Below are 23745 nucleotides of genomic sequence, written 5' to 3'. Positions count from 1 at the left end.
CATTCATAACATCAAAATATGCTTTTAGAAATCTGTGCCAACTCTCATGAATCAGCTATAAATGCTGAGCAAGCTGGCGCGCATCGTATTGAATTATGTTCCGAACTCGCAATTGGAGGAATTACGCCTTCTTACGGATTACTTAAAAAAGTAATGAATGATGTAAAAATTCGAGTGCATGTATTAATTCGTCCAAGAAGTGGTGATTTTACGTATTCACGAGACGAATTTGAAATTATGAAAGAGAATATTCTACTCTGTAAAGAATTAGGTTGTGCAGGAATCGTTTCTGGAGTTTTATCACAAGATCAAACAATTGATCAAGAACGCACAAAAGAACTAATTGAACTTTCAAAACCAATGACATTCACATTTCATCGCGGTTTTGATTGGGTTCCTAATCCATTAGAAGCCATTCTAGAATTGGCCGTTTTAGGTGTCAATCGCGTATTGACTTCTGGACAAGCTGAAAGTGCCGAAAAAGGTATTTTATTATTGCAAGAATTACAAGAAATGGTTGAAAATGAATTGATTATTATGCCTGGTGGCGGAATCAATCCGAGTAATGCATATCTTTTTAAAGAAAGTGGCTTTCAAGAAATTCACTGTTCTGCAACAAGCATTCACCAATCTATCAATATTCCCAAAATAAGTATGAATAGTACAAAGCTTTTCAATGAAACACGTATTGCCATTTCCAATAAAGAAAAAATCAATCAAATACTAGCACGCATCAATTCATGAAAAATATTGTAACACTTTGTCTTTTATGCATCATTTTTATCACTGCTTGCGCGGAAAAGAAACTTGAAACTTTTGGTGATGCATCTGTAAGCATTTTTGAAGATGTACATTTACATTTTGATATGGCATTCAAAGAAAATCCAGCGAAAGGCAATGACGGAATTCTACGTTTAGACGCAGGTCGTGTCATCGTAAAAAAAGTAAAACTTCCAACCTATCAAAAACAAGCAAAAGCAACAATCAACCTTACACTAACTTCCAATGGAGATCCTTGGGACAAATCAGGTTCAATGTTTATCATTCCAAAAACTTCCAACCTAACTTTGGTCGATTTTGAAACTGGAAAATTTGATCTTACGACACTAAATGAAACTTATCCTGTAGTTTCAACCTACCAAAAAGACAGCATTTTACATGAACCAAATGTAGAATTATTACGTTTCATGACACCTTTTGGCGTAGGATATTTTACAAATGATGAACGTGTAAAAAGTAGAAAACCTGTATACATTCCACATTGGGAAAGTGACGTAAAATGGTCGCAAGACATCACACATTTATTGCCTTTACTAGAAGATGAAATTTATGTAGGTGTTTTTATTGATACATGGACAAAAGAAGGTTACAAGCTTACAGCAACACTCAATTTTGAAGAAAGTAACATTCCAAATCATTCAAAAAAGAAACAAACTGTAGTTCCATTGGTAAATACTGCAAAATATGCTTCTGGACAGCGTTTATATGACGAATTCTCTCGATCTGATTTAGAAGTAAACTTTGACATGCCAGAAACCTTCAAAAATGCAAAACTTTATTACATTACTACTGGTCACGGCGGACATGCAAAAGGAGATGAATTTGTAAAGAAGGAAAATAAAATTTCGCTTGATGGAAAAGAAATCAAAGCATTTATTCCTTGGCGTGATGATTGTTCGAGTTTCAGACGTTTCAATCCAACTTCTGCAACTTGGAAAGCTAGTGAATTTTATGACGATGTAGATGACTGTGAAAAAATTGCTTCTTCTGATTTATCGCGCTCCAATTGGTGTCCAGGAAGTGACATACTACCAGAAATTATTCCGCTAAACAACCTTTCTAAAGGAAAACATACACTTACAATTTCAATTCCAGAAGCCCAAACAGCCAAACAAGGCGAAGACAATTATTGGATGGTTTCTGCTTATATCATTTATGACAATGAATAGAATTTTTACGCTTATGTTAGCACTCATCATTATCAGCTGTGCTAAAGACGACCGACCAACTGTTGCTGAAATCAACCAAAACTGGGAATTTAAACAACAAAAAGATACTACTTGGCACTCGGCAACTGTGCCCGGAAATGTGTATTCCGATTTATTAGATCATAAAAAAATACCAGATCCTTTTTTGGGTTCTAATGAACTCAATGTACAATGGGTTCCTACGAAAGATTGGGAATATAAAACCACTTTTAATCTAGATGAGAAAACACTAGAAAAATCGCATATTGAACTTACGTTTGAAGGTTTAGACACCTATGCTTCTATTTACCTCAACGATTCTTTGTTAGGCAAAACAAATAATGCGTTTCGTACTTGGAAATTTGATATAAAAAAAGCGGCTATAGCCAAAAACTCGTTGCGAATTGAATTTCAAAAAACAAGTGTTCACGAAGAGAAAGAAACAGAAAAACTAGATTATTTATTAAATCCTGGTATTCGTGTTTTTACTAGAAAAGCGCAGTTTCAATACGGTTGGGATTGGGGACCAATTGTAAATACTTCTGGAATATGGAAGCCTATAAAAGTGACTTCATGGAACAATATGAGGCTCGATGATGTCTATTTTAAACAAGAAAAACTCACAGACTCACTAGCAACTCTTGAAGTTGAATATACAATTTCTTCAGATGAAAATGTAGAAGAAACTTCTTTTCAAATTAAGTTTAACAACACCACGCACTTAGTTGAATCGGCTGTAAAAAAAGGTACACATACCTACTATACGACACTTCGCATTAAAAATCCAAAGTTATGGTGGACATTCAACTTGGGAGAACCTTATTTATATGAATTTGATGTTACATTAAAAGAAGGAAAGGATGTAAAAGCACAGCAAAAAATTAAAAAAGGATTGCGTACCATTCAATTGATTAGAGATAAAGACGAAAAAGGAGAAACCTTCTATTTTAAACTCAATGGTGTTCCTGTATTTATGAAAGGGGCGAATTACATTCCGCAACACAGCATGCAAAATAAAGTGACGGATGCACATTATGAAAAACTATTGAATGATGTTGTAGATGCTAATATGAACATGCTACGTGTTTGGGGCGGCGGAATTTACGAAAATGATGTTTTTTATGAATTATGCGATGAAAAAGGAATTTTAATTTGGCAAGATTTTATGTTTGCTTGCGCGATGTATCCTGGTGACAAAGCATTTTTAGATAATGTAGAAAAAGAAGCGATCGACCAAGTGAAGCGCTTGCGTAATTTTACATCTGTTGGACTTTGGTGTGGAAATAACGAAAACTACGAAGCTTGGCACAATTGGGGCTGGCAAACCGACAAAACGGAAGCACAGAAAAAAGAAATTTGGGATAGCTATTTAGCCGTCTTTGATCGTATTTTACCTGAAACGGTTGCAAAACTCAATCCTGAGATTGATTATTGGGAAAGTTCACCGAGTTATGGGCGTAGAAATCCAAAATCTTTTACGGAAGGTGATAATCACGATTGGGCTGTTTGGCATGGTGGCGTACCATTTGAACGTTTTGAACAAAAGATACCGCGTTTTATGAGTGAATTCGGATTTCAATCGTTTCCATCGTATGAAGCCATTCGTTATTTTACAGGAGAAGATAGTATTAGCATCAATCATGATAGTTATATCACGCATCAAAAACATCCGAGAGGTTTCAAACTGATTCGTGAATATATGGGACGTGATTATCCAGTGCCAACTGCTGGCGATGACTATGTATATATGAGTCAATTAACGCAAGCCAAAGGAATGACAATGGGCATGGAAGCACAACGTAGAGCGATGCCGTATTGTATGGGAAGTTTGTATTGGCAATTGAATGATTGTTGGCCAGTAGTTTCGTGGTCTAGTATAGATTTTATGGGGAATTGGAAAGCCTTGCATTACAAAGCGAAAAAGTCTTTTGAAGATGTATTGATCTCTTCTATTGTGGAAAATGACACGATTAAAACATATGTCGTTTCAGATAAATTACAAACTTTAGAAGGAGACTTTGCTCTTGAGTTTTTAGACTTTAAAGGCAATAAAGTTCACGGAATCACAAAAAACATAAAGCTTCCTGCGAACACGAGTACATTAATCGCAGAAACTCCTGTTTCTGATATCAAAGCAAATCCGAGTGATTATGTGATGAAGGGAACATTTATATCAAGTTCAATTGAAGCTACTTCGTTATTCTATGTAGCGAGACCTAAAGATTTAAAATTGTTTCCGCAAGACATTTCTACGGAAGTGACAAAAACCGAAGATGGATTTACAATTAAAATTTCTGCAAAAACCTTGCAAAAAGATGTATTCATACATACCAAAGCCAAAGGTCATTTTTCAGATAATTTCTTTGATGTCTTACCAAATCAAACAGTTACAATTGTATTTACTACTGATGCAACCAACATTGATGACTTGGCGATAAAGACGTTAAATGACGTTCAATAAAAAAAACAGACAAAGCGTTCAATTTTTGATATTTTAGTGCTTCTAAAAATTCAACAATTGAACGCTTTTTATAAATTCCTCATTCTCTTATTATTACTTTTTAATTCTATCAGTAGCTTTTCACAAGAAAGCACTTCGCTTCATGATAGTATTCTATCTTGGGTTAGTAATGTTAAAGACAAAAAATTATCATTTGAACAAAAGCAACAATGGCTTTATAAAGCTGAGAAAAAAATACCATTAATTTACAACGACTCCATAAAAAACTATCTTTTATATAAAGTATCAACTAATTATTTAAATATAAAAGATTATAAGAACTTTAAAAGGAAAAATAAAGAAGCCTTGTTACTTGCTTTAAAAATTAAAGATTCTAATACAATTGCAAATCACTATTGGGATTTAGCTAGTTACTACTCATACCAAGAAAAAAAAGATAGTGCTTACTTTTACTTTATAAATTCAAAAAATATAAATCAAAAATTAAAAAACGTACATAATGTTGGAATTTTACTTTCAAACATTTGTAGGATAAAAATATGGTTAGGTAATTACATAGAAAGTGAAATTATAATCTTTAAAGCTATTGAAATATTTAAAGAGATGAAGGATTATAAAAGATTACATAGTTGCTATAATTTGTTAGGTATAATCCATAATAACCTTAAAAGTTACAAAACTGCTATAAAATATCATAATAAAGCCATTTCATACCTAGACTCAATAAACAACCACAGTATTAAAAAAAACACTTCCTTAAACAATATTGGTGTAGTTTACAGAAACATGCAAAATTATAAAAAAGCAATTGAAAGCTTTAAAAAAGCATTACAATTTGATAGTATATCAATAAAAAAACCTAAACAATACGCTATGTTACTTAATAATTTAGCATATTCTCAATTTAAATTAAATGAGCATTCTAATTTACCAAAGTTATTTTATGAATCTTTAAAAATTCGTGATAGCATTCAACATATAGATGGTATTATTATCAGTAAAATTAGGCTTTCTGAATATTATTTAGCTGAAAAGGATACTCTGAAAAGTTATCAGTTTATAAATGATGCGAATATATTATCTATTAAACAAAAAACTTCTGACAACTTATTGTTGACCTACGACCTACTCGCCAAAGTCGATCCCAAAAACAGCACAAAATACCTAAGACGTTATATTGAAATTAGTGATAGTACTTTATTGGAAGAACGACGCATGCGTGATAAATTTACACGTATTGAATATGAAACTGACGAACTCGAAGAAGAATATAATAAGGTGAAAACAGAAGCTAAACAACTCGAAGGAGAAGCCACTAAATATAAACGAAGGAATAAAAGAGTGTATCGTATTCTTTGGTGGATTGGCGGAATTTTAATTATACTTACCATTATTTTTTCTGTGAGATATTATCAACGAACACTTCGCAATAAATACGAAAAAGTCGTGCTACAACAACGATTGTTGCGTTCGCAAATGAATCCGCATTTTTTATTTAATACACTGAATACCATTTTACATACCAACGACACCAATCCTGAAAAGACAAAGCAATACGTTTTAAAGTTGTCCAGACTTTTACGAACTACGCTAGAAAATTCACGGGAAGAATTTGTGCCGATACAAGACGAAATTGAAGCGATTGATCATTATTTGAATTTACAATCTAATTTTTCAGCGAAATTCGATTTTAAAGTTACAATTGCACCTGAACTGGAAACAGAATTTACATATGTGCCACCAATGTTAATTCAACCTTTTGTAGAAAACGCAATTATTCACGGAATTATGAATACCAAAACCAGAGGTTTGATTTCTTTAAATTTCGCAAAAAACGGTGAAGACTTGATTTCCTGTACTATTGTTGATAATGGAATTGGCTATTCTAAAAGTCTCCAAGAAGGAAAAAACAATGCCAAAACACATAATTCTATTTCTGGAGATATTGTAAAAGAACGTTTAGCCATTTATAAAAAACAAACAAAAAGCAATGCTTCGCTTGAAATTGAAGATATACTAGATAGCGAACAACAATGTGTTGGAACAAAAGTGATTTTAAATTTACCTTCGTATGAGATTTAAAATTATAATGAAAACTGTATTTTAGCAATCAAATATTTTATATGCATACAAAGCTGTTTTCGATACTTATTGTTCTGTCAATTGCGTTTTCTAGTTTTACAACAGGTGAAACTCCAGAGCGTTTTGGAAAAGATTTTTTCAAATTATTAAAAGCATCTCCAAGTACATCAGAAACGCAGATTAAACAGAAATTTATTTCTTTAAAAGATTTAAAAACTTTTCCCAAAAATGAAATCTCTGAGTTTTCCCCAGAAGAGTTTGACGAATTTGTAGCATATAATATTAGTGAACTTCAAGAAAATGCGAAAGGTTATAAAATCGCTTGGAATGAAATTCAGTATCTAAAAACAGAAAGCAAGGCAGAGAGTGATTACGGAATTGATTTAAAAGTAGTCTATTTGTACTTCAAACATAATGCGCATACATTCAAATTACAACTTGTTACCATTCCTCATGACAACAAATTGAAATTAATTCGCATCATGTATCTCGATTTTGTTGCTGAATAATTTAATGAACTTCTTTTATGAAAAAATCAATCTACATTTTAGTTTTAGTGTTAACCTCAACATTGATCAGCTGTAACTCTTCACAACCTACACCTGAAGAATTGGTTGGAAAAGATACATTTGAATTGTTACAAAAGATGGAAACAATCTCAAAAGATGATTTTAATACATATTTTATCTCACTCGAAGAATTACGTGAGTTTGCTAAAGATACTACGATTAAAGATGCTTTTAGAAATGCAATAACGAATGTTTCTAAAGATATCCATCTTATCAGATTACAACAATCGTATGACATGATTAAGGAATCAGGAACACGTTATGAAATTGATTGGAAAAACATCAAATTCAGAGAATATCTATATCAAACAAGAGAGGAAAGCGGAATTACTTTTCATGACGGTTTTGTTGCTTTTGATGATCAGGATAAAAAATTTGTTGCCAAAATAGTATCTATCAACTGTAAAGGAAAACAACGTTTATTTAACTTATCGAATGTTGAACCTGTACGAAAACAGTAATTTCAACAACTCATATTTATCACCATTTATTACTTTTAAATTTATATATTTAAGCCATCTAATTAAGACACGTACACATGAAAAAGCTTTCGTTTTTATTTACCTTTATTATTGCAACGACATTATTTATTTCTTGTCAAAATTCAGATTCCAATTCAAATTCAAAAGGTGTTAGCAAAGCAGAAGATGTAGGGAAACATACATTTAATCTTCTAAAAAGCTTAGAAAATATAACGAAAGAAGAATATGTTCAAAAGTTATTTACTGTCGAAGAAATCAAAGAGTTTGGTAAAAAAAATGCAGATTCTTTAAGTGAAAGAGCCAAAGCTGATATTGAAGGTGTAACCAAAGTAGAGTATGATGAGCGAATGATTAAGGATTATAACAGCCTAAGAAAAATAGGTTTGAGAGCTGATATTGTTTGGAATAATATTAAATATAAAGACTACGACTTTAAAAAGAAAGAAGAAGATGGCTTGTCTGGCACTTTAGGGAAATTATCTTTTACTCATAATGGCAAGAATTACGCGGTAAGAGTTTCTACTTTTTTTACAGAAAACCAATATATTTTAATTGGTATTCGACGATTGACAGAAGAAAAGAATTAATTCTAAAATTTATTTGAATCAAGATTATTCGTTAATTTCCATCCACTTTGGAGTAGCATTCGGAACAAAATTGCGCATGCGTTCTAGTAAGACTGAAACGTCTTTTTCAATAATTAACAATTCAAAATTCTGTTCTTTCAATAATCCTTTTTTCATCATGGTTTTCATCATCGCGATCAGTTCGTCATAATAACCATTACTGTTTAAAATTGCTACAGGATGCGGAATTTGTGCCAATTGTAAAGCAGTGACTACTTCAAACAATTCTTCCAACGTGCCAAATCCGCCAGGAAGCGCAATAAAACCTTCAGCCAAATCGATCATTTTCATTTTTCGTTCCACCATGGTTTGCGTAGTGTGCAATTCTGTAAGTCCTGTATGTTCAATTTCCTTGCGTTTTAAAAACTGTGGAATCACACCTATTGCTTCTCCTCCATTTTCTAAAACGGCGTTTGCAACAGTTCCCATAATGCCTATTTGTGCGCCACCATAAATCAATGTGATATTTTCTGCGGCTAGTGCTTTTCCTAAATCATGAGCATCAGTCACAATTTTTGAATCATTTCCTAGACTACTTCCACAATACACTGCAATACTTTTCATTTGTTGGGTTTGTTTTTTGTTGATTTGTTCTTTGTTCATATAAAACTAATACCTTTTAGATTCGTCTTTGCGAGATGAAATCGTGGCAATCTGTATCTTCAAATAACGGCTATTTTCTATGATAAACAGATTTCCACGTCGCTTACGCTTCTCGTAATGACGTTTCTGATATTCCTCAAAGTAAGTTTAATTTGTTTTTTGATTGTACTATATTCATGAATACTCAATTCCTATATTTTAAAACCATTTTGACTTCAAAGTAGATCTCGATACTAATTTGTTATACAAATTCACTCGATCTGACGTTTAGTACTTTTAACATTCAATATTCATAATCAGATATTTACGAATTAACAGCTTTTATCATTCGATCTACACCAAAAGTATCTCCATGCAACTCTATAGTCTCAAAGTCTTTTTCTTGTAGGAGATTCATCATTTCCTTTCCTAAATATTGATTGATTTCAAAATACAAACTTCCTTTAGGAGATAATTGTGCTTTCGCCAGATTGGCAATTTTATTATAAAAAATCAAAGGATCATTATCTTCTACAAACAAAGCGGTACTTGGTTCATAATCTAGCACGTTCTTGCGCATTTCTTTCTTTTCCAATTCTCGCACATATGGTGGATTTGACACAATGATATCAAATAATATTTCATCTTCTTCAAACACATTTAAATCTTCCAAATGCAATACATCTGCTTGCGCAAATTTAATTTCTACTTCGTTATGCGTTGCGTTTTTCTTTGCTATTTCTAGAGCTTCCGCAGAAATATCTATTGCATATACTTGCGTATTGGGTAAATTCTTTTGCAATGAAATTGCGATACAGCCGCTTCCTGTGCCAATATCTAAAATTCGAAGCGGTTCGCTTTTGGAATTATTTTTTATGTTGAATAAAATCAAATTTACTAACTCTTCGGTTTCTGGTCGTGGAATCAATGTGTGTTCGTTCACCAAAAACTCTAAACTATAAAAATGTGCTTTTCCAAGGATATGTTGAATTGGTTTTTCAAGTTTTAATTCGCTCAACGCTTTAAACATTGGAGTTTCCTGTTCTTTTGTAATCACAAATTCAGGATCTAACACCAATGCAAACCGTTCTATTCCAAAATAATCTTCAGCTAACATGAAAAAGAAGCTATCGACTTCATTTTTTCCGTATATCTCATCTAATTCTTTGTGAAATATGTTTTGTATATCTTTTAATCTCAACAGGTTATTTTTTGTTAATTCTTTTTTTGTTGATTTAGTTTTGAAAGTACATTTTGCACTTCGAAAGCAATGTAAAATTCAACAGTTAGCATTCAAAATACCTCAATATTTATGAATCTAGTTCTTTCAGCATCCAAACATCACATGAATAATGACCTGTAGCACCTAAAGGTTTATCTAAATGTTTGAATCCGAATAATTCGTATATATGAATTGCGGCTTTAAATTTTGGTGATGATTCTAAGTAACATTGGCTATATCCAAAGTCTTTTGCTGCTTCCAAACATTTGGCAAATAATAACTTTCCGTATCCTTTTCCACGTGTTTTAGGTAAAAAATACATTTTCTGTAACTCGCATACATTATTTTCATTATCGCGCAATTGCTTAATTCCGCCGCCGCCAAGTACTTCTCCATCTTCTTCAATTACATAATATACTTCGCGTTCTCCTTGATATGCCTCAAACATTGCGTCTGTTTCTGGATCTTCGTAAGCAGTACCAACTTTTGGCATTCCAAATTCAGGAATTGCCAATCGGATACAATTTGCGATGGCAACATTATCTTGTGGTTGTATTTTTCTAATAATCATTACGAACTAATTTTTATATCATAATTGGTTAACAATCCATGTATTTCCTTACGAGAAAATTTCGCTTTTTTCAATTGATTTTGTGTTGGATCAATAGTATAATTATATGCCGAACTCAAATCGGCTTTTTCTAAATTTGTATGTTCAAAAATAGCTTCTGTTAAATCGCAATCATCAAAAACTGAATTTTCTAAATTCGTTCTTGTAAAATCCACACGATGCATAGTAGAACTTCTAAACGTTGTTTGTTTTATTGTTAATTCTGCAAAAGAAGCCAATTCCAAAATACAATCTTGAAAAGTTGCTGAAAACAAAAAATCATTACAAAGGCTAAAATCTACGCCCAATAATTTACAATTTATAAAATCTACTTCATTAAACGACGTACTTTTCACCTTTGCATTTGTCATATTGCAGGTATCAAATGTACATTCTAAAAACGTTGTTGTAGATAAGTATACAGCTTCAAATGTACAATTCACAAACGTACAATTATCATATTCTCCTTTAGAAAATGGTTGCTGTGTATAATCGATATTTTTAAAAACTTGATCGTGATAGAATTCTTGACTCATTTTGTATACGCTTCAAATAGAAATTATGTAGTTTTGCGATGCTGTGAAGATACTGATTTTGGATGAATATGGTTGTTCACTTTTTACTGTCATTACGAAAGTTTGAAAAAAGCTCATAGCAAGTTGTTTTTAACTTAATTAATGCTCGTAATGCAATCTTATTTTTTAAATACATATTATGAAAAAACTTGTTTTTATTCCGTTGTTACTCCTACTGATAAGTTGTGCTGTAAAAGAGAAACCGTTATTTGTAAAGGTTGATAATATAAAAGTACTTTCGTCAAGTTTAGATAATATTGTATTAACGGCTGATGCATATTTCATCAATCAAAATGATGTTGGCGGAAGTTTAGAAAGTGAAAATATTGATGTTCTTATTGACAATATTCCCGTAGCAAAGATGAGTTCTGAAAAGTTTGATGTTCCAGCTCGAAAAGAATTTACAATTCCGTTAAAAGTAGTAATTCCCACCAAAGATGTATTAAAAAATAATGATGGCGGACTTTTGGGCGGTATTTTAAATAGTATCATCAACAAAAAGATGAATGTACAATACAAAGGCATCATCACATATCGTAAATATGGTTTTTCATACGATTATGAAGTAGACAAAACGCAAGAAGTTAAAATAAAAATCTAGTGCCAAACACTCACGAAACATACATGAAACGCTGTTTGCAATTAGCTGCAAATGGTCTACAAGCTGCCATGCCAAATCCGTCAGTTGGCGCAGTCATTGTTCATAATGACAAAATTATCGGTGAAGGTTATACAAGTGCTTATGGTGGAAATCACGCAGAAGTAAATGCTGTACATTCCGTAAAAGACAAATCGTTACTCAAGGAAGCAACTATTTATGTTTCGTTAGAACCTTGTAGTCACTTTGGAAAAACGCCTCCATGTAGCGATTTAATCATTGCACATCAAATTCCGAAAGTTGTTATTGGTACTATTGATCCTTTTGCCAAAGTTGCCGGAAGAGGCATCGAAAGACTCAAAAATGCTGGTTGTGAAGTTGTTTTAGATGTTTTAAAAGACGAATGTATTGCATCTAACAAACGTTTCTTTACGTTTCATCAACACAAACGTCCGTATATTATTTTAAAATGGGCGCAAACACAAGATGGTTTTATCGATAAAATTCGTCAAGAAAATGATCCTGTTCAACCAAATTGGATTACCAATAGGTATTCCCGTCAACTTGTTCATAAATGGCGAAGCGAAGAAGCTTCTATTTTAGTAGGAACAAATACGGCTGTTACAGACAATCCGAAGTTAAATACGCGTGATTGGTACGGAAAAAGTCCTATTCGATTAGTATTAGACAAATCATTGCGTATTCCTGCCGATTATTCCTTGTTTGATCAATCTATTAAAACTATTGTATGTACGGAACAAGAAAAAGCATCAACAGAAAACCTCATCTTTGAAACTATTGATTTCTCAGAGAATATAGCACAACAAGTTTGTGAAATTTTATATACTCACAATTTACAATCAGTGATCATTGAAGGTGGCAAACAAACGCTCCAAACTTTTATTGATGCAAATTTATGGGATGAAGCTCGTGTATTTATGGGAAATATTTCGTTTCAAAAAGGTATTGAAGCACCAATATTTACAGGAAAAAATCAATCAGAAGAAACCATTTTAGACAATTCATTACACATTTATCATAATGATTAAAAACATAATTTTTGATTACGGAGATATTTTTATCAATTTAGATAAACCTGCGACTGCTCGCGAATTACACAAGTTAGGGATTGATGATTTTACTCCAGAAATGGTTTCAACAAATCAAGCATATGAAAAAGGTCTAATAAGCACAGAAGCTTTTCTAGATTTTTACCATCAGCAATTTCCGAATACAACCAAAAAAGCACTGATTAATGCATGGAATGCTATTTTGTTAGATTGTCCAAAACATCGATTGGATTTCATCAAACAACTTGCAAACGATAAAAAGTATCGCTTGTTTTTGTTGAGTAATACGAACGATTTACATATTTCGTGGATTCAAGAAGATTGGGGAATAGAATTGTACAATAAATTCAAAGAAAACTTTGAAAAATTCTACTTATCACACGAAATTCACATGCGCAAACCTGATACTAATATTTACGAATTTGTATTGCAAGAAAATAATTTGAAAGCAGAAGAAAGCTTATTTATTGATGATACAAAAGAAAATACAGATTCGGCAGCAACTCTTGGGATTCATGTGTGGAATTTAATTCCAGGCGAAGAAGATGTTGTAGATTTGTTCAAGCACAAAAAAGTACTATTTTGATTTACCTCATCCTGAGTATCTTTATTTCAAGCTTGTTATTCGTCATTTTTAAGCTATTTGACAAATATCAAGTAAACACTTTTCAAGCAATTGTCATCAATTATTTGACAGCTTTTTGTTGCGGATTTTTCTTTTATGGAAACGGAATTACACTTCCGGAAATGTCGCAAAAACCTTGGATGATTGGCGCTGTTATTTTGGGACTTTTATTTATTGGTGTTTTTATTTTGATGGCACTCACAGCACAACGCAACGGACTTTCTGTCGCTTCTGTAGCAGGAAAAATGTCGGTTGTTGTTCCTGTAATTTTTGCCGTGATTGTTTATAAAGAACACCTAAGTTTACTGAAAATTGCAGGAATCATTTTAGCACTATTGGCTGTATATTTAACTACTGTTAAAAAAGATGGTGGCGCATTTGATCGTAAAAAACTACTTTTCCCTTTGCTATTATTTTTAGGCTCTGGAGTAATTGATACCACCATAAAATATATTGAAACCAAGTATGTTGCAGAAGGAGAAACGTCTATTTTCTCTGCAGCAATTTTTGGTTGTGCTTTTGTCATTGGAATTATAATTGCTACCGTTCGACGTGATTTTAAAATTTCTGGTAAAACGATTTTGGGTGGAATTGCACTCGGAATTCCTAACTTCTACTCTATTGTATTTTTATTAAAAGCTTTACAACCAGAACATATTGGCGACAGTTCAACTGTTTTTCCAATTAATAATGTAGCGATTGTAATGTTATCGACTATCTTTGGAATTATACTATTTAAAGAAAAACTAATCACAAAAAACTGGATTGGAATTGCCATTGCGATTATAAGTATTGCTATGATTGCAGTTTCTGCTTAAAATAGTTTGACAATTGATAAAAATGAAGATGTAATACAACTATGAAAAAACCGATACAATTACCTGTAAACTGTTCGGCAACGTATGTTGAAGAATTTTTATCTAAAGAAACAGCCACAAAACTTTACAAACTATTAATTTCGAAATATAATATTGCAGAACAAACTTTAAAAATCACAGTCAATGATAAAGTCAGTCATTTAGAGACTCGAAAAATCATGTTTGTAGATGAAGAATTATATTCAGAAAACACATTTCCTGAAGAAATTTGGGGGAAAACGGCAATTTGGCCAGATGAATTGCGTGAAATCAAAGAACAAGTAGAAACATTTACAGGAATATCTTTTAGCACTTGTGTCTGTATTTACTATCCTGACGGGAATTATGGCGTAACTTATCATTCAGATTTTCCTGCATTTGGAGATACTACAACGATTCCTTCATTAAGTATTGGAGAAGAACGTATTTTTTGTTTGAGAGAAAAAGAAAGCTTACAAGTACATGATATTCTACTGCAAGAAGGAAGCATGTTTATAATGGGCGAAAATTGTCAAGAACGATACGAACACAGTTTACCTACAAATCCAGTGTATACAAAAGGAAGAATAAACCTGACTTTTAGACAATACGGTTATCAAAATACATAATTAAATTTACAACTATTGGAAACAAAAGATACTTATAAAACCATTGATGTTCCTTCAGAAGAAACACTATTCAAAGACCGAAATAGTAAGTTTTTTGGCTACGCTTTTCCAGTTTCCAATGAAGATGATATTAAGCAACATTTAGAAGCTTTAAAAAAGAGTCATCATTCTGCGCGACATTGGTGTTATGCTTGGCAATTGGGCAAAAGTGAACCGTTTCGTTTTCGTGCTAACGATGATGGCGAACCTTCTAATAGTGCTGGAATGCCAATTTATGGACAAATTCAGTCGTTTGATGTAACGAACATTTTAATTGTGGTAGTTCGTTATTTTGGTGGAACAAAGTTAGGTGTTGGCGGATTGATTAATGCGTATCGTACTGGCGCACAATTGGCGTTAGAAGCTTCTGAAATTCTTGAAAAAACGATCAATACTGACTATTTGCTCATTTTCGATTACAAGAACATGAATAAAGTCATGCGTGTTATAAAAGAACGTAATTTAAATATCGTTTCGCAAAAACTAGAAATGGATTGTCGCATTACGATTTCTGTTCGTCAGAAAGATGCACAACAAATTTTTGAGTTGTTTACGAATTTATATGAAATCAAAATCAAAGAACTGGATTGATTTGATATTTCTCAATCAAAACAATCCAGCTCTTTACTCGATAATCGAGATTCAAATGTTTCAATACTAGGTTTAATGTTTCTTGAGCTTATCCCTAAGTAATTGAACACTTGTTATATTTATCTGAGTACGTTAACTAAAGTGTCGGCAAAACCTCCAACAATTTGAGACAACTCTTCTTTTGCTATTTCTGTGCTAAATTCTTGCTCTTTGAAATTTTCAATACTTTTCATTTTTAAATCATTTAAAAGTTAATACTACTTAAATATAACTTTTTTAGGACAAAAATATTTCAATCTATTTACTTTTAACGTTTATTAAAATACATTCGTTATTTTATTAATTTTGGAATTCAATCATATAAATCTTTTTCTTTTACATAATTACTCAATATTTTTTTTCCAAAACAAATAATAGTTTCTTATACTACCTTCCCACTTTTATCAAGTACAGCTCTAGCGACTATTTTACAAGTAATATTTACATATTTTTCCCTAATTAATGGTTAATGGTATTAAAAAAATCAATCACACCAGAAACTTTTTAATGTCAAGTCATCAGAAAACAATAACTCTCTACGTAATCTATGTTTCAAATGAAGTAAAAGTTATTTCTAGAGAATCATTCTTTATTGACTTATTTTAAACTCGTTTCATTTTTTAAAAATATTAGTGTAATTAAGAACTTTATTTTTATGTTTTCTTTCGTCTAAATTAAAAAAGTCTCCTCCTCTAACATTTTTAAATCCAAATTTTTTCATATTCATCTCAACAAACTTATTTACCAACTCTCTGATAGTAATTTTAGAAACATCATGAACCTCGTGAAGACTTACAAGTTCTATGGGCTTATATTTTTTAGTCCAATCAGAACCCAATCCATTATATTCATTCATAATAGCGATGTATATGTTTGTTGTATAGCTGACAAAATAGTTGTTGTTATTTAATTTTAGAACAAATACGTAATTTTTGCCTCTTTTAATACTACCGCTAGTAGATATTTTTATTGGTAATATTTCTTCTTCAAGATTAGAGTTCAGAGCAAGTAAAAACCTTAGCTTATTTAAATTTAAGGTACAGAAATCACCACCTCTTACATTTTGCCATCCAAATTTTCTCATACACCAAATTGTTGTCAAATTTTCTAATTCTATAGCATTTTTAACTGTTTTAAACTCAGTTTTCTTTTGTTTAAAAATATTAATAGGTTTATGCAATTTTGTCCACTCAGAACTTAATTTTCCACTTAAATGTTGCTTTAATCTTTTTTGCACATCTTTAGCTTGACCTACATAATATTTACTGTGTTCAAGTCTGAGTATATATATGGATATGAATTCATTCGATGACTTGAAGTTGTCAATATTAAATAATGTACTCATAAATAACAATTACTTTTTTTTCTATATTTCTCAATTGGCTCATTAACATTGACATCAAGTCTGTTTTATGAAAGTTAATACATTATCTAAGTAACAAAAATGCCACCATAAGCTTGAAATAGAGGCATGTGTTCCTTTAGAAAATCACTTATATCTTTTGGGAAAATTACTCGTTTGTAATAAATAGTATCGATATACGATTATAAGAATCTTGAAAAGTACTGCTGTTAACTATAAAATGATTGTTTGATAAATTCCTTCTTTTTCAATTTTAACTGCAACAGATCAAAAGTCAATCGTCGATAATTTTTCGATCAAATGCATTGGGCATTTCATAGGTCGATTTGTTTTCATGTTAATGAATGCTAAAACAGTATTCCCAAACGTAATAATTTCATCTTTTTCATTAAAGATTTCATACTCAAATTCAATCTTAACAGAAGGTAGTTTTTTCAACTTTGTTTTAACCGTCAGCACATCATCATAATAAGCCGATTTCTTATAATTAATCTGAATAGAAATTACAGGTAGCATCACACCCATTTCTTCCATTTCTTTGTATGAAATTCCTAATGCTCGCAACCACTCAGTACGCCCCATTTCTATAAACTGCACATAATTCCCGTGATATACAACGCCCATTTGGTCGGTTTCGGCATAGCGAATTCTTGTTTTTATTTCGTGACTTCTCAAAGTATTTTTTTTATATTTAATTGTGTTAACGAATTGTAAAGAAATTGTTTCCAAGCATGCGAAAAAAATTTAAGAAATTCAATAGCGTTCTAATTTTTTTTTCACTTTTTTTTTCACATATTTGTTCACGCTAAAAAATAAAAGGAGAAAACCCCGAATTTTCTTTTTTTCCTAACCTAAAGAATAACAATTTAACAGTAATAAATGAGTGTAACTGCGCAATCAGTATGGGATAACTGTCTGTCTTTCATAAAGGACAACATTCAACCACAAGCATATAAGACTTGGTTTGAGCCTATAAAGCCTGTAAAGTTAACAAATAAAGCATTAAGCATTCAAGTTCCTAGTAAGTTTTTTTACGAATGGCTAGAAGAGCATTATGTAAAATTACTTAAAGTAGCTTTAGTTAAAGAATTAGGAAATACTGCACGTCTCGTTTACATTATTAAGATGGAAAATACGTATGGTAATAAAAAACCATTTACAGAGAAAATTCCAAGTTCAAATCGTAGCAATGTAAAAGCACAAGAAATTGATGTGCCTATCAAAAATAAAAGTCCTGAGCTAAAAAATCCTTTCATCATTCCTGGCATCAGAAATGTAAAGATTGAATCTCAGTTAAATCCAAATTACAATTTCGATAACTTCCTTGAAGGTGATTCTAACCGTTTGGCAAGATCTGCTGGAATGGCTGTTGCCAACAAACCTGGAGGAACATCTTTTAATCCATTATTAATTTTTGGAGGAGTTGGATTAGGAAAAACACATATTGCACATGCAATTGGTGTTGAAATTAAAGATAAATACCCTGAAAAAACAGTGCTGTATATTTCTGCAGAAAAGTTTACACAACAATATATAGAGTCTGTAAAGAAGAATACACGTAATGATTTTATACACTTCTATCAATTGATAGATGTTTTAATCATTGATGATGTTCAATTTTTCTCTGGAAAGTCCGGTACACAAGATGTATTTTTCCACATCTTTAACCACCTACACCAAAACGGCAAACAAGTGATTTTAACATCAGATAAAGCTCCTGTAGATATGCAAGATATTGAGCAACGCTTATTATCTCGTTTCAAATGGGGACTTTCTGCCGAATTACAAACACCAGATTTTGAAACACGCGTTTCTATCTTAAAAAACAAACTGTATCGCGATGGCGTACCAATGCCTGATGATATTGTAGAATATGTAGCTAAGAATATCAAATCAAATGTGCGCGAGCTCGAAGGAGCAATTATCTCATTAATCGCTCAATCTTCTTTCAACAAAAAAGAAGTAACTATTGAACTCGCTAAACAAGTTGTTGAGAAGTTTGTTAAGAATACAAAACGTGAAGTTTCTATCGATTATATTCAAAAAGTAGTTTCAGATTATTTCCAAATGGACGTAACTACTTTACAATCTAAAACACGTAAGCGTCATATTGTACAAGCAAGACAGTTAGCTATGTTTTTCGCTAAGAAATTCACAAAAGCATCATTAGCCAGTATAGGTTCACAAATTGGAAAACGCGACCACGCAACTGTACTACATGCCTGTAAAACAGTAGACAACTTATCTTCTACCGATAAGCAATTTAGAAAGTATGTAGAAGATTTAACAAAGAAACTTTCGTTATAATCTACTAAGATGAAAACTAAAATTTTAATGGTTTGTTTAGGAAATATCTGCCGATCTCCTTTAGCAGAAGGAATTCTTGCATCCAAACTCGATCCTACAAAATTTATGGTTGATTCCGCTGGAACTGCAGGTTATCATGTTGGCGAACTTCCAGACAGAAGGTCAATTGCAACCGCAAAACAACACGGATTAGATATCACCTATCAACGTTCTAGAAAGTTCACCAAAGATGATTTTCAGACATTTGACTACATTTTTGCTATGGATGAATCTAATTACGATAACATTCTTGCCTTAGCAGAAAACAACATAGAAGTAGAAAAAGTTCACATGATTCTGAATCAAATTTCACCTAATTCAAATTCCGAAGTCCCTGATCCATATTATGGCGGCGATCAAGGATTTGAGAACGTATATCAGATGTTGAACGAAGCCTGCACCATCTTTGCTCAAAAAATTTCATAGGTATTGCGTAAGCAAAATAGGAAGTGCTATTTTTTTGTATCTTACTTGAAAAAACTCAACCTATTACTACTATGAAAACTAAAATCCAATTATTACTAGCACTATTATTTCCTATTTTATTGTGCGCGCAAGGAGTCGCTCTACAACAATTTGCTACGGGATTCTCAAGACCTATTGACATTAAACACGCTAATGATTCTCGATTATTTATCGTAGAACAAGACGGTATTATTAAAATTTTAGACGATCAAGGAAACACAAATTCCACACCGTTTTTAGACATTGATGCACGCGTTCGCTCTACCAGCAATGAGCAAGGCTTACTTGGCTTAGCATTTGACCCAAATTACGCAACAAACAATCGTTTTTACGTAAACTACATCAACATTAGCGGAGACACCGTTATTGCAAGATTCACAACTTCTTCAAACCCTGATATTGCAGATGATACTTCTGAAGAGATTTTATTGACCGTTTCACAACCGTACACTAATCACAACGGAGGCTCTTTAGCTTTCGGAACCGACGGATATTTATATATTGCTTTAGGCGATGGCGGCAGTGGCGGCGATCCTGACAATTATGCCCAAAATTTACAATCACACTTAGGAAAGATTCTACGTATTGACGTAAGCGGAGCTACAGGATATACAGTTCCTGCAACAAATCCGTTTGTTGGAAATGTAGCTGGCTTGGATGAAATTTGGTCATATGGACTTAGAAACCCATGGAAGATATCATTTGATAGTGACAATGGCGAATTATGGATTGGCGACGTAGGACAGAATAATCGTGAAGAAATTAATAATGTACCTATCGCAAACGCTGGTTATAATTTTGGCTGGAGATGTTACGAAGGAAATGCAACATACAACACCGCCGGTTGCCCAGCAGCTACAACTACTACTTTTCCTGTAGCTGAATATAATTACGGAGGAAGTCCGTTTCGATGCTCCATCACTGGCGGTTATATTTACAGAGGAAACATGTATCCCAACATACAAGGATGGTACATTTTTGCAGATTATTGCAGCAACGAAATTGGTCTTTTAGAACCCGCTTCAGGAAACACATGGAATTTAACCATGACAGGTTCTGGCTTTTCAGCTAATATTTCTACGTTTGGAGAAGACATGAATAAGGAATTATACGCAGCAGGTTTATCCAATGGAACAATCTATAAAATATTTGACCCAACTTTAGGTATAGAAGAAAATTCACTTACAAACAACTATCAACTTTATCCAAATCCAGCAAATGATTATTTCCAGATTAGCAATCAAAATACAGCTTCACAAATTAAAGAAGTTGTAATATATTCATTGAATGGAAAACTAATTTCAACAAGAAGAATTAGCACTGAAAATCAAAAAATTACCACAGATAAATTAAGCAATGGAATTTATATAGTACAACTAACTTCAAATAATGATGCCGTTTCATATCATAAATTAATCAAAAATTAGTTTTATTTGTAATCAAACCCTTTTCCTATGCATGCATCAAACGGAATTCTATATTTAATTCCAACTACTTTAGGCGATAATGAACCGTTAGAGGTTTTACCATTATCTGTGAAGAAAATTATTGAGGTAACAGATCATTTTATTGTTGAAAATGAAAAGACAGCGCGTCGTTTCATTAAGAAGATTACACCAAAAAAGTCGCAACCTTCACTACAACTACACGTATTAAATAAATATACACAAGATCAAGAATTACCTGCATTTCTTGAAGCCAGTTTTCAAGGAAAAAATGTTGGTTTATTATCTGAAGCTGGTTGTCCTGGCGTTGCTGATCCAGGAGCAGAAATTGTTCGCATTGCACACGAAAAAGGAATTCGAGTTGTTCCGTTAGTTGGACCTTCTTCTATTTTGATGGCAATGATGGCATCTGGAATGAACGGACAAAACTTTGCTTTTAACGGATACTTACCTATTGATAGTCACGAGCGTAAACGTGCAATAAAACAATTAGAGAAACGTGCAGGTAATTTTCAACAATCACAAGCATTTATTGAAACTCCTTATAGAAATGACAAATTATTAGCTGACTTAATCTCAACACTCTCAGGAAACACAAGATTATGTGTTGCTTGCGATATTACGCTTTCTACAGAATATATTAAAACAATGACTATTAACGAATGGAAGCGAACTTCCGTGAATTTACACAAACGACCAACAATGTTTGTAATAGATAAGTAAACTATTAGATTTTTAGAATCACTAATACTTTTAATAGGAATTTCACAATAAAACATCTTAAAATCAAAAAAACCTCAGCGCATTTCTACACTGAGGTTTTTTTTATAATGTTAACCAATTTTAAGTATAGCTAATAAAAACTATACTTTTGCTTTTTTGTTGGCTTTGATAGACGAAACATCATATCCAGCAAATCGCTTCATATAATATCTCACTGTTGAGCCGTAAGCGTCAGCAAACCCTTGTTTACCTCCACTTCTTAAATACTTCTTTACGCTTCCTGGTCCAGCTAAATGTGCAGCAGCCAAAATTCCTGATTCTGTAACAACTACACCATTAATTCTCCTACCAACTGAGCGTTTAATGTCTCTTCTAAGAATCCATTTATTTCTTGAGGCATTTGCTTCAAAGGCTTTTTCTTGTAGTTTTGGATTTTTTAAGAATGCTTGCGGATTATAAATTCCGATCATTTTCAATGTTCCTTTTCCAAATTGATACTTTCCAAGATAACCTAAGGTATTTACCACGAAATAATTCCCTTGAGATTCTTTAAATGCTACTGCTTCTTTAAAGCCCAAATATCTTTGTCCTGTAAACGGAATTGGCGCTTCCTGAAAGTAGCTGCCATCTATGGGGTTTACTGTAAACAGTTCAGATGACAAATTATGTTTTTCTATATTATTTTTAAGAACGTTGGTCTCTTTTTTCGAAGTGAAACCTAAACTTACAAATGTTAAAATAGCTATTAAAATTGAGAATTTTATTGCTCTTTTTCCCATAAAAATTGATTTCTTTAAGACTTACTAATTCAAAGAATTACGCTTAAAATTTCAGCGTGCAAATATACACATTATTTTTTAATAGGAAGGTTTTTATGTTAAAATATTCTTAAAAGTAGATTGAATGAAACCTTATTTTACCTAAACTATTGATTTCCAATGCTGGAGCTGGTATTTTAATGAAATTTATTACACTAAAGACACTTGAAAGAAACTTCGATTTTGTCTTTATTTTTGTTAAATCGATATCAATACTTAGGTAAAATTGTCTATATCGTTGCTGATTTGGTAAAATTTGCAACTGCGTTTCTTGTGTTCCTGCAATTAATCCTTCTGCTCCGTAACCAAAAGCGACATTGAACCATTTAGGTATTTTACTCTGTTTAAAGAAAGAATGTACATTTGCGCTTAACCAATAGGTTTGTCCGTTATAATCTTTTAAAACTTCTTCCAGCAAACCATCACCAAGTTTGTTTGGGCGTAGTTCTGCGAAACGCGTTCTATGAAATGAATATTTTAATTTTATACGTTGTTCTTCCCACAATAATTCTTGTCCTACATATAAACCTGTTCCTAAGCCATTTGCGAGCACATCTCCCCAAGAAGCTCCCCATTCAGCAGAAAAACCGTCCATGACTTCTACTGCAGTTAAAAAGCCAAATCCGAGCGTTGCTCCGTAAATTAATTGATCATCTTTAGAAACACCGCTCCACCTAAGCACTTCAGCTCCAATACTTCCAACATAATATGAGGTAAATACATGACCTGCCTTATCCATTTGCAACCATTCATTATTATCATTGATAAAACGAAATGATGAACGATCAAAATCAGCATACCAAATTCTATCCAAACCAATTAATGTAGCTGTTGCCAGAGAAGCTTCTGTAATTGCTACAAAATTACGTCTCGGTTTATGCAAAGTATCAGAAGCTTTTAAAAAGTCAGGCGGCGTCAATTGTGCTGTCGCAACATTTACAAAACAGAGAATGAAAAGTAATTTTAGGAATGACTTCATTAA

25 protein-coding genes are annotated in these 23745 nt (G+C 32.4%); 17 read left to right on the top strand and 8 right to left on the bottom strand.

Translation table 11 applies throughout. The features are described from left to right. Positions 1–18 precede the first annotated feature (18 nt). The 7 genes from ACOQOS_RS01135 to ACOQOS_RS01105 all read left to right on the top strand — a co-directional run bounded on the left by ACOQOS_RS01135 (position 19) and on the right by ACOQOS_RS01105 (position 8148). A complete protein-coding gene (locus ACOQOS_RS01135; RefSeq protein WP_420573116.1) occupies positions 19–744 on the top strand; it encodes a copper homeostasis protein CutC in 726 nt (241 codons plus the stop codon). Continuing rightward, positions 741–1949: a peptide-N-glycosidase F-related protein gene (locus tag ACOQOS_RS01130; RefSeq protein WP_420573115.1), complete on the top strand. Its 1209-nt coding sequence runs from the start codon at positions 741–743 to the stop codon at positions 1947–1949. The genes ACOQOS_RS01135 and ACOQOS_RS01130 overlap by 4 nt, the downstream gene beginning before the upstream one ends. Then, positions 1942–4428 carry a beta-mannosidase gene (locus ACOQOS_RS01125; protein WP_420573114.1) on the top strand — a complete coding sequence of 829 codons (2487 nt, stop codon included), beginning with the start codon at positions 1942–1944 and terminating at the stop codon, positions 4426–4428. The genes ACOQOS_RS01130 and ACOQOS_RS01125 overlap by 8 nt, the downstream gene beginning before the upstream one ends. 786 nt (positions 4429–5214) lie before the next feature. Then, positions 5215–6510, top strand: a complete 1296-nt coding sequence (locus ACOQOS_RS01120; protein WP_420573113.1) for a sensor histidine kinase — start codon at positions 5215–5217, stop codon at positions 6508–6510. Positions 6511–6551: 41 nt separating this feature from the next. Next, positions 6552–7019, top strand: coding sequence for a hypothetical protein (locus tag ACOQOS_RS01115; protein WP_420573112.1), 468 nt, complete (start codon positions 6552–6554; stop codon positions 7017–7019). A 17-nt stretch (positions 7020–7036) separates the two neighbouring features. Then, positions 7037–7540 (top strand): hypothetical protein, encoded by a 504-nt coding sequence (locus tag ACOQOS_RS01110; protein WP_420573111.1) that lies wholly within the window; start codon positions 7037–7039, stop codon positions 7538–7540. Positions 7541–7617: 77 nt separating this feature from the next. After that, positions 7618–8148 carry a hypothetical protein gene (locus ACOQOS_RS01105; RefSeq protein ID WP_420573110.1) on the top strand — a complete coding sequence of 177 codons (531 nt, stop codon included), beginning with the start codon at positions 7618–7620 and terminating at the stop codon, positions 8146–8148. A gap of 24 nt (positions 8149–8172) precedes the next feature. Here the strand turns inward: ACOQOS_RS01105 and ACOQOS_RS01100 are convergent, their stop codons facing one another. The 4 genes from ACOQOS_RS01100 to ACOQOS_RS01085 form a co-directional block, all read right to left on the bottom strand. Further along, on the bottom strand, positions 8173–8790 hold the full coding sequence (locus tag ACOQOS_RS01100; protein ID WP_420573109.1) for a TIGR00730 family Rossman fold protein: 618 nt from the start codon (positions 8788–8790) through the stop codon (positions 8173–8175). 304 nt (positions 8791–9094) lie between these two features. Beyond that, the gene (gene prmC / locus ACOQOS_RS01095) at positions 9095–9970 is read right to left on the bottom strand and encodes a peptide chain release factor N(5)-glutamine methyltransferase (RefSeq protein WP_420573108.1); all 876 of its coding nucleotides are present in this window, start codon (positions 9968–9970) and stop codon (positions 9095–9097) included. Between the two features lie 109 nt (positions 9971–10079). Then, on the bottom strand, positions 10080–10562 hold the full coding sequence (locus ACOQOS_RS01090) for a GNAT family N-acetyltransferase (protein ID WP_420573107.1): 483 nt from the start codon (positions 10560–10562) through the stop codon (positions 10080–10082). Continuing rightward, entirely contained in the window at positions 10562–11137 is a 576-nt protein-coding gene (locus tag ACOQOS_RS01085) for a pentapeptide repeat-containing protein (RefSeq protein WP_420573106.1), read from the bottom strand. Before ACOQOS_RS01085 ends, ACOQOS_RS01090 begins: the two co-directional genes overlap by 1 nt. A 178-nt stretch (positions 11138–11315) precedes the next feature. On the opposite strand from ACOQOS_RS01085, the gene ACOQOS_RS01080 reads away from it, so the two are divergent. From ACOQOS_RS01080 to ACOQOS_RS01055, 6 genes are read left to right on the top strand one after another with little or no spacing between them, the layout of a single operon-like run. Then, positions 11316–11777: a hypothetical protein gene (locus tag ACOQOS_RS01080; protein WP_420573105.1), complete on the top strand. Its 462-nt coding sequence runs from the start codon at positions 11316–11318 to the stop codon at positions 11775–11777. Between the two features lie 23 nt (positions 11778–11800). Beyond that, complete coding sequence (gene ribD / locus ACOQOS_RS01075; RefSeq protein ID WP_420575119.1) at positions 11801–12823, top strand: bifunctional diaminohydroxyphosphoribosylaminopyrimidine deaminase/5-amino-6-(5-phosphoribosylamino)uracil reductase RibD; 1023 nt, start codon at positions 11801–11803, stop codon at positions 12821–12823. Continuing rightward, positions 12816–13430 carry an HAD family hydrolase gene (locus tag ACOQOS_RS01070; protein WP_420573104.1) on the top strand — a complete coding sequence of 205 codons (615 nt, stop codon included), beginning with the start codon at positions 12816–12818 and terminating at the stop codon, positions 13428–13430. The genes ribD and ACOQOS_RS01070 overlap by 8 nt, the downstream gene beginning before the upstream one ends. Next, on the top strand, positions 13427–14287 hold the full coding sequence (locus ACOQOS_RS01065; RefSeq protein ID WP_420573103.1) for an EamA family transporter: 861 nt from the start codon (positions 13427–13429) through the stop codon (positions 14285–14287). Before ACOQOS_RS01070 ends, ACOQOS_RS01065 begins: the two co-directional genes overlap by 4 nt. A 41-nt stretch (positions 14288–14328) precedes the next feature. Next, positions 14329–14934, top strand: a complete 606-nt coding sequence (locus tag ACOQOS_RS01060) for an alpha-ketoglutarate-dependent dioxygenase AlkB (RefSeq protein ID WP_420573102.1) — start codon at positions 14329–14331, stop codon at positions 14932–14934. A 15-nt stretch (positions 14935–14949) separates the two neighbouring features. Further along, positions 14950–15564 carry an IMPACT family protein gene (locus tag ACOQOS_RS01055; protein WP_420573101.1) on the top strand — a complete coding sequence of 205 codons (615 nt, stop codon included), beginning with the start codon at positions 14950–14952 and terminating at the stop codon, positions 15562–15564. A 652-nt stretch (positions 15565–16216) separates the two neighbouring features. Here the strand turns inward: ACOQOS_RS01055 and ACOQOS_RS01050 are convergent. Beyond that, positions 16217–16948 carry a GIY-YIG nuclease family protein gene (locus ACOQOS_RS01050; protein ID WP_420573100.1) on the bottom strand — a complete coding sequence of 244 codons (732 nt, stop codon included), beginning with the start codon at positions 16946–16948 and terminating at the stop codon, positions 16217–16219. Between the two features lie 285 nt (positions 16949–17233). Beyond that, positions 17234–17641 (bottom strand): acyl-CoA thioesterase, encoded by a 408-nt coding sequence (locus ACOQOS_RS01045; RefSeq protein WP_420573099.1) that lies wholly within the window; start codon positions 17639–17641, stop codon positions 17234–17236. Positions 17642–17845: 204 nt separating this feature from the next. Here ACOQOS_RS01045 and dnaA point away from each other — a divergent pair, with 204 nt between their 5' ends. The 4 genes from dnaA to ACOQOS_RS01025 all read left to right on the top strand — a co-directional run bounded on the left by dnaA (position 17846) and on the right by ACOQOS_RS01025 (position 21945). Next, positions 17846–19273, top strand: a complete 1428-nt coding sequence (dnaA, locus tag ACOQOS_RS01040) for a chromosomal replication initiator protein DnaA (protein ID WP_420573098.1) — start codon at positions 17846–17848, stop codon at positions 19271–19273. Positions 19274–19282: 9 nt separating this feature from the next. After that, on the top strand, positions 19283–19738 hold the full coding sequence (locus ACOQOS_RS01035) for a low molecular weight protein-tyrosine-phosphatase (RefSeq protein WP_420573097.1): 456 nt from the start codon (positions 19283–19285) through the stop codon (positions 19736–19738). 71 nt (positions 19739–19809) lie between these two features. After that, entirely contained in the window at positions 19810–21204 is a 1395-nt protein-coding gene (locus tag ACOQOS_RS01030) for a PQQ-dependent sugar dehydrogenase (protein WP_420573096.1), read from the top strand. Positions 21205–21231: 27 nt separating this feature from the next. Continuing rightward, positions 21232–21945 carry an SAM-dependent methyltransferase gene (locus ACOQOS_RS01025; protein ID WP_420573095.1) on the top strand — a complete coding sequence of 238 codons (714 nt, stop codon included), beginning with the start codon at positions 21232–21234 and terminating at the stop codon, positions 21943–21945. Between the two features lie 140 nt (positions 21946–22085). Here ACOQOS_RS01025 and ACOQOS_RS01020 read toward each other — a convergent pair whose 3' ends face one another. Both ACOQOS_RS01020 and ACOQOS_RS01015 read right to left on the bottom strand, forming a co-directional pair. Further along, positions 22086–22724 carry a hypothetical protein gene (locus ACOQOS_RS01020; protein WP_420573094.1) on the bottom strand — a complete coding sequence of 213 codons (639 nt, stop codon included), beginning with the start codon at positions 22722–22724 and terminating at the stop codon, positions 22086–22088. Positions 22725–22833: 109 nt separating this feature from the next. Then, positions 22834–23742: a DUF2279 domain-containing protein gene (locus ACOQOS_RS01015; protein ID WP_420573093.1), complete on the bottom strand. Its 909-nt coding sequence runs from the start codon at positions 23740–23742 to the stop codon at positions 22834–22836. Positions 23743–23745 lie beyond the last annotated feature (3 nt).

It is taken from the genome of Kordia sp. (assembly GCF_965224175.1).
Taxonomy (GTDB): domain Bacteria; phylum Bacteroidota; class Bacteroidia; order Flavobacteriales; family Flavobacteriaceae; genus Kordia.
This window is presented reverse-complemented; position numbering and strand designations above follow the sequence as displayed.

Coding starts and splice junctions, on each gene's coding strand:
- ACOQOS_RS01120 (WP_420573113.1), top strand. CDS start 5,215: ATGCAAAATTATAAAAAAGCAATTGAAAGCTTTAAAAAAGCATTACAA.
- ACOQOS_RS01015 (WP_420573093.1), bottom strand. CDS start 23,742: ATGAAGTCATTCCTAAAATTACTTTTCATTCTCTGTTTTGTAAATGTT.
- ACOQOS_RS01020 (WP_420573094.1), bottom strand. CDS start 22,724: ATGGGAAAAAGAGCAATAAAATTCTCAATTTTAATAGCTATTTTAACA.
- ACOQOS_RS01100 (WP_420573109.1), bottom strand. CDS start 8,790: ATGAACAAAGAACAAATCAACAAAAAACAAACCCAACAAATGAAAAGT.
- ACOQOS_RS01035 (WP_420573097.1), top strand. CDS start 19,283: ATGAAAACTAAAATTTTAATGGTTTGTTTAGGAAATATCTGCCGATCT.
- ribD (WP_420575119.1), top strand. CDS start 11,801: ATGAAACGCTGTTTGCAATTAGCTGCAAATGGTCTACAAGCTGCCATG.
- ACOQOS_RS01050 (WP_420573100.1), bottom strand. CDS start 16,948: ATGAGTACATTATTTAATATTGACAACTTCAAGTCATCGAATGAATTC.
- ACOQOS_RS01080 (WP_420573105.1), top strand. CDS start 11,316: ATGAAAAAACTTGTTTTTATTCCGTTGTTACTCCTACTGATAAGTTGT.
- ACOQOS_RS01090 (WP_420573107.1), bottom strand. CDS start 10,562: ATGATTATTAGAAAAATACAACCACAAGATAATGTTGCCATCGCAAAT.
- ACOQOS_RS01060 (WP_420573102.1), top strand. CDS start 14,329: ATGAAAAAACCGATACAATTACCTGTAAACTGTTCGGCAACGTATGTT.
- ACOQOS_RS01030 (WP_420573096.1), top strand. CDS start 19,810: ATGAAAACTAAAATCCAATTATTACTAGCACTATTATTTCCTATTTTA.
- ACOQOS_RS01025 (WP_420573095.1), top strand. CDS start 21,232: ATGCATGCATCAAACGGAATTCTATATTTAATTCCAACTACTTTAGGC.
- ACOQOS_RS01125 (WP_420573114.1), top strand. CDS start 1,942: ATGAATAGAATTTTTACGCTTATGTTAGCACTCATCATTATCAGCTGT.
- ACOQOS_RS01110 (WP_420573111.1), top strand. CDS start 7,037: ATGAAAAAATCAATCTACATTTTAGTTTTAGTGTTAACCTCAACATTG.
- dnaA (WP_420573098.1), top strand. CDS start 17,846: ATGAGTGTAACTGCGCAATCAGTATGGGATAACTGTCTGTCTTTCATA.
- ACOQOS_RS01105 (WP_420573110.1), top strand. CDS start 7,618: ATGAAAAAGCTTTCGTTTTTATTTACCTTTATTATTGCAACGACATTA.
- ACOQOS_RS01135 (WP_420573116.1), top strand. CDS start 19: ATGCTTTTAGAAATCTGTGCCAACTCTCATGAATCAGCTATAAATGCT.
- ACOQOS_RS01085 (WP_420573106.1), bottom strand. CDS start 11,137: ATGAGTCAAGAATTCTATCACGATCAAGTTTTTAAAAATATCGATTAT.
- ACOQOS_RS01130 (WP_420573115.1), top strand. CDS start 741: ATGAAAAATATTGTAACACTTTGTCTTTTATGCATCATTTTTATCACT.
- ACOQOS_RS01070 (WP_420573104.1), top strand. CDS start 12,816: ATGATTAAAAACATAATTTTTGATTACGGAGATATTTTTATCAATTTA.
- ACOQOS_RS01115 (WP_420573112.1), top strand. CDS start 6,552: ATGCATACAAAGCTGTTTTCGATACTTATTGTTCTGTCAATTGCGTTT.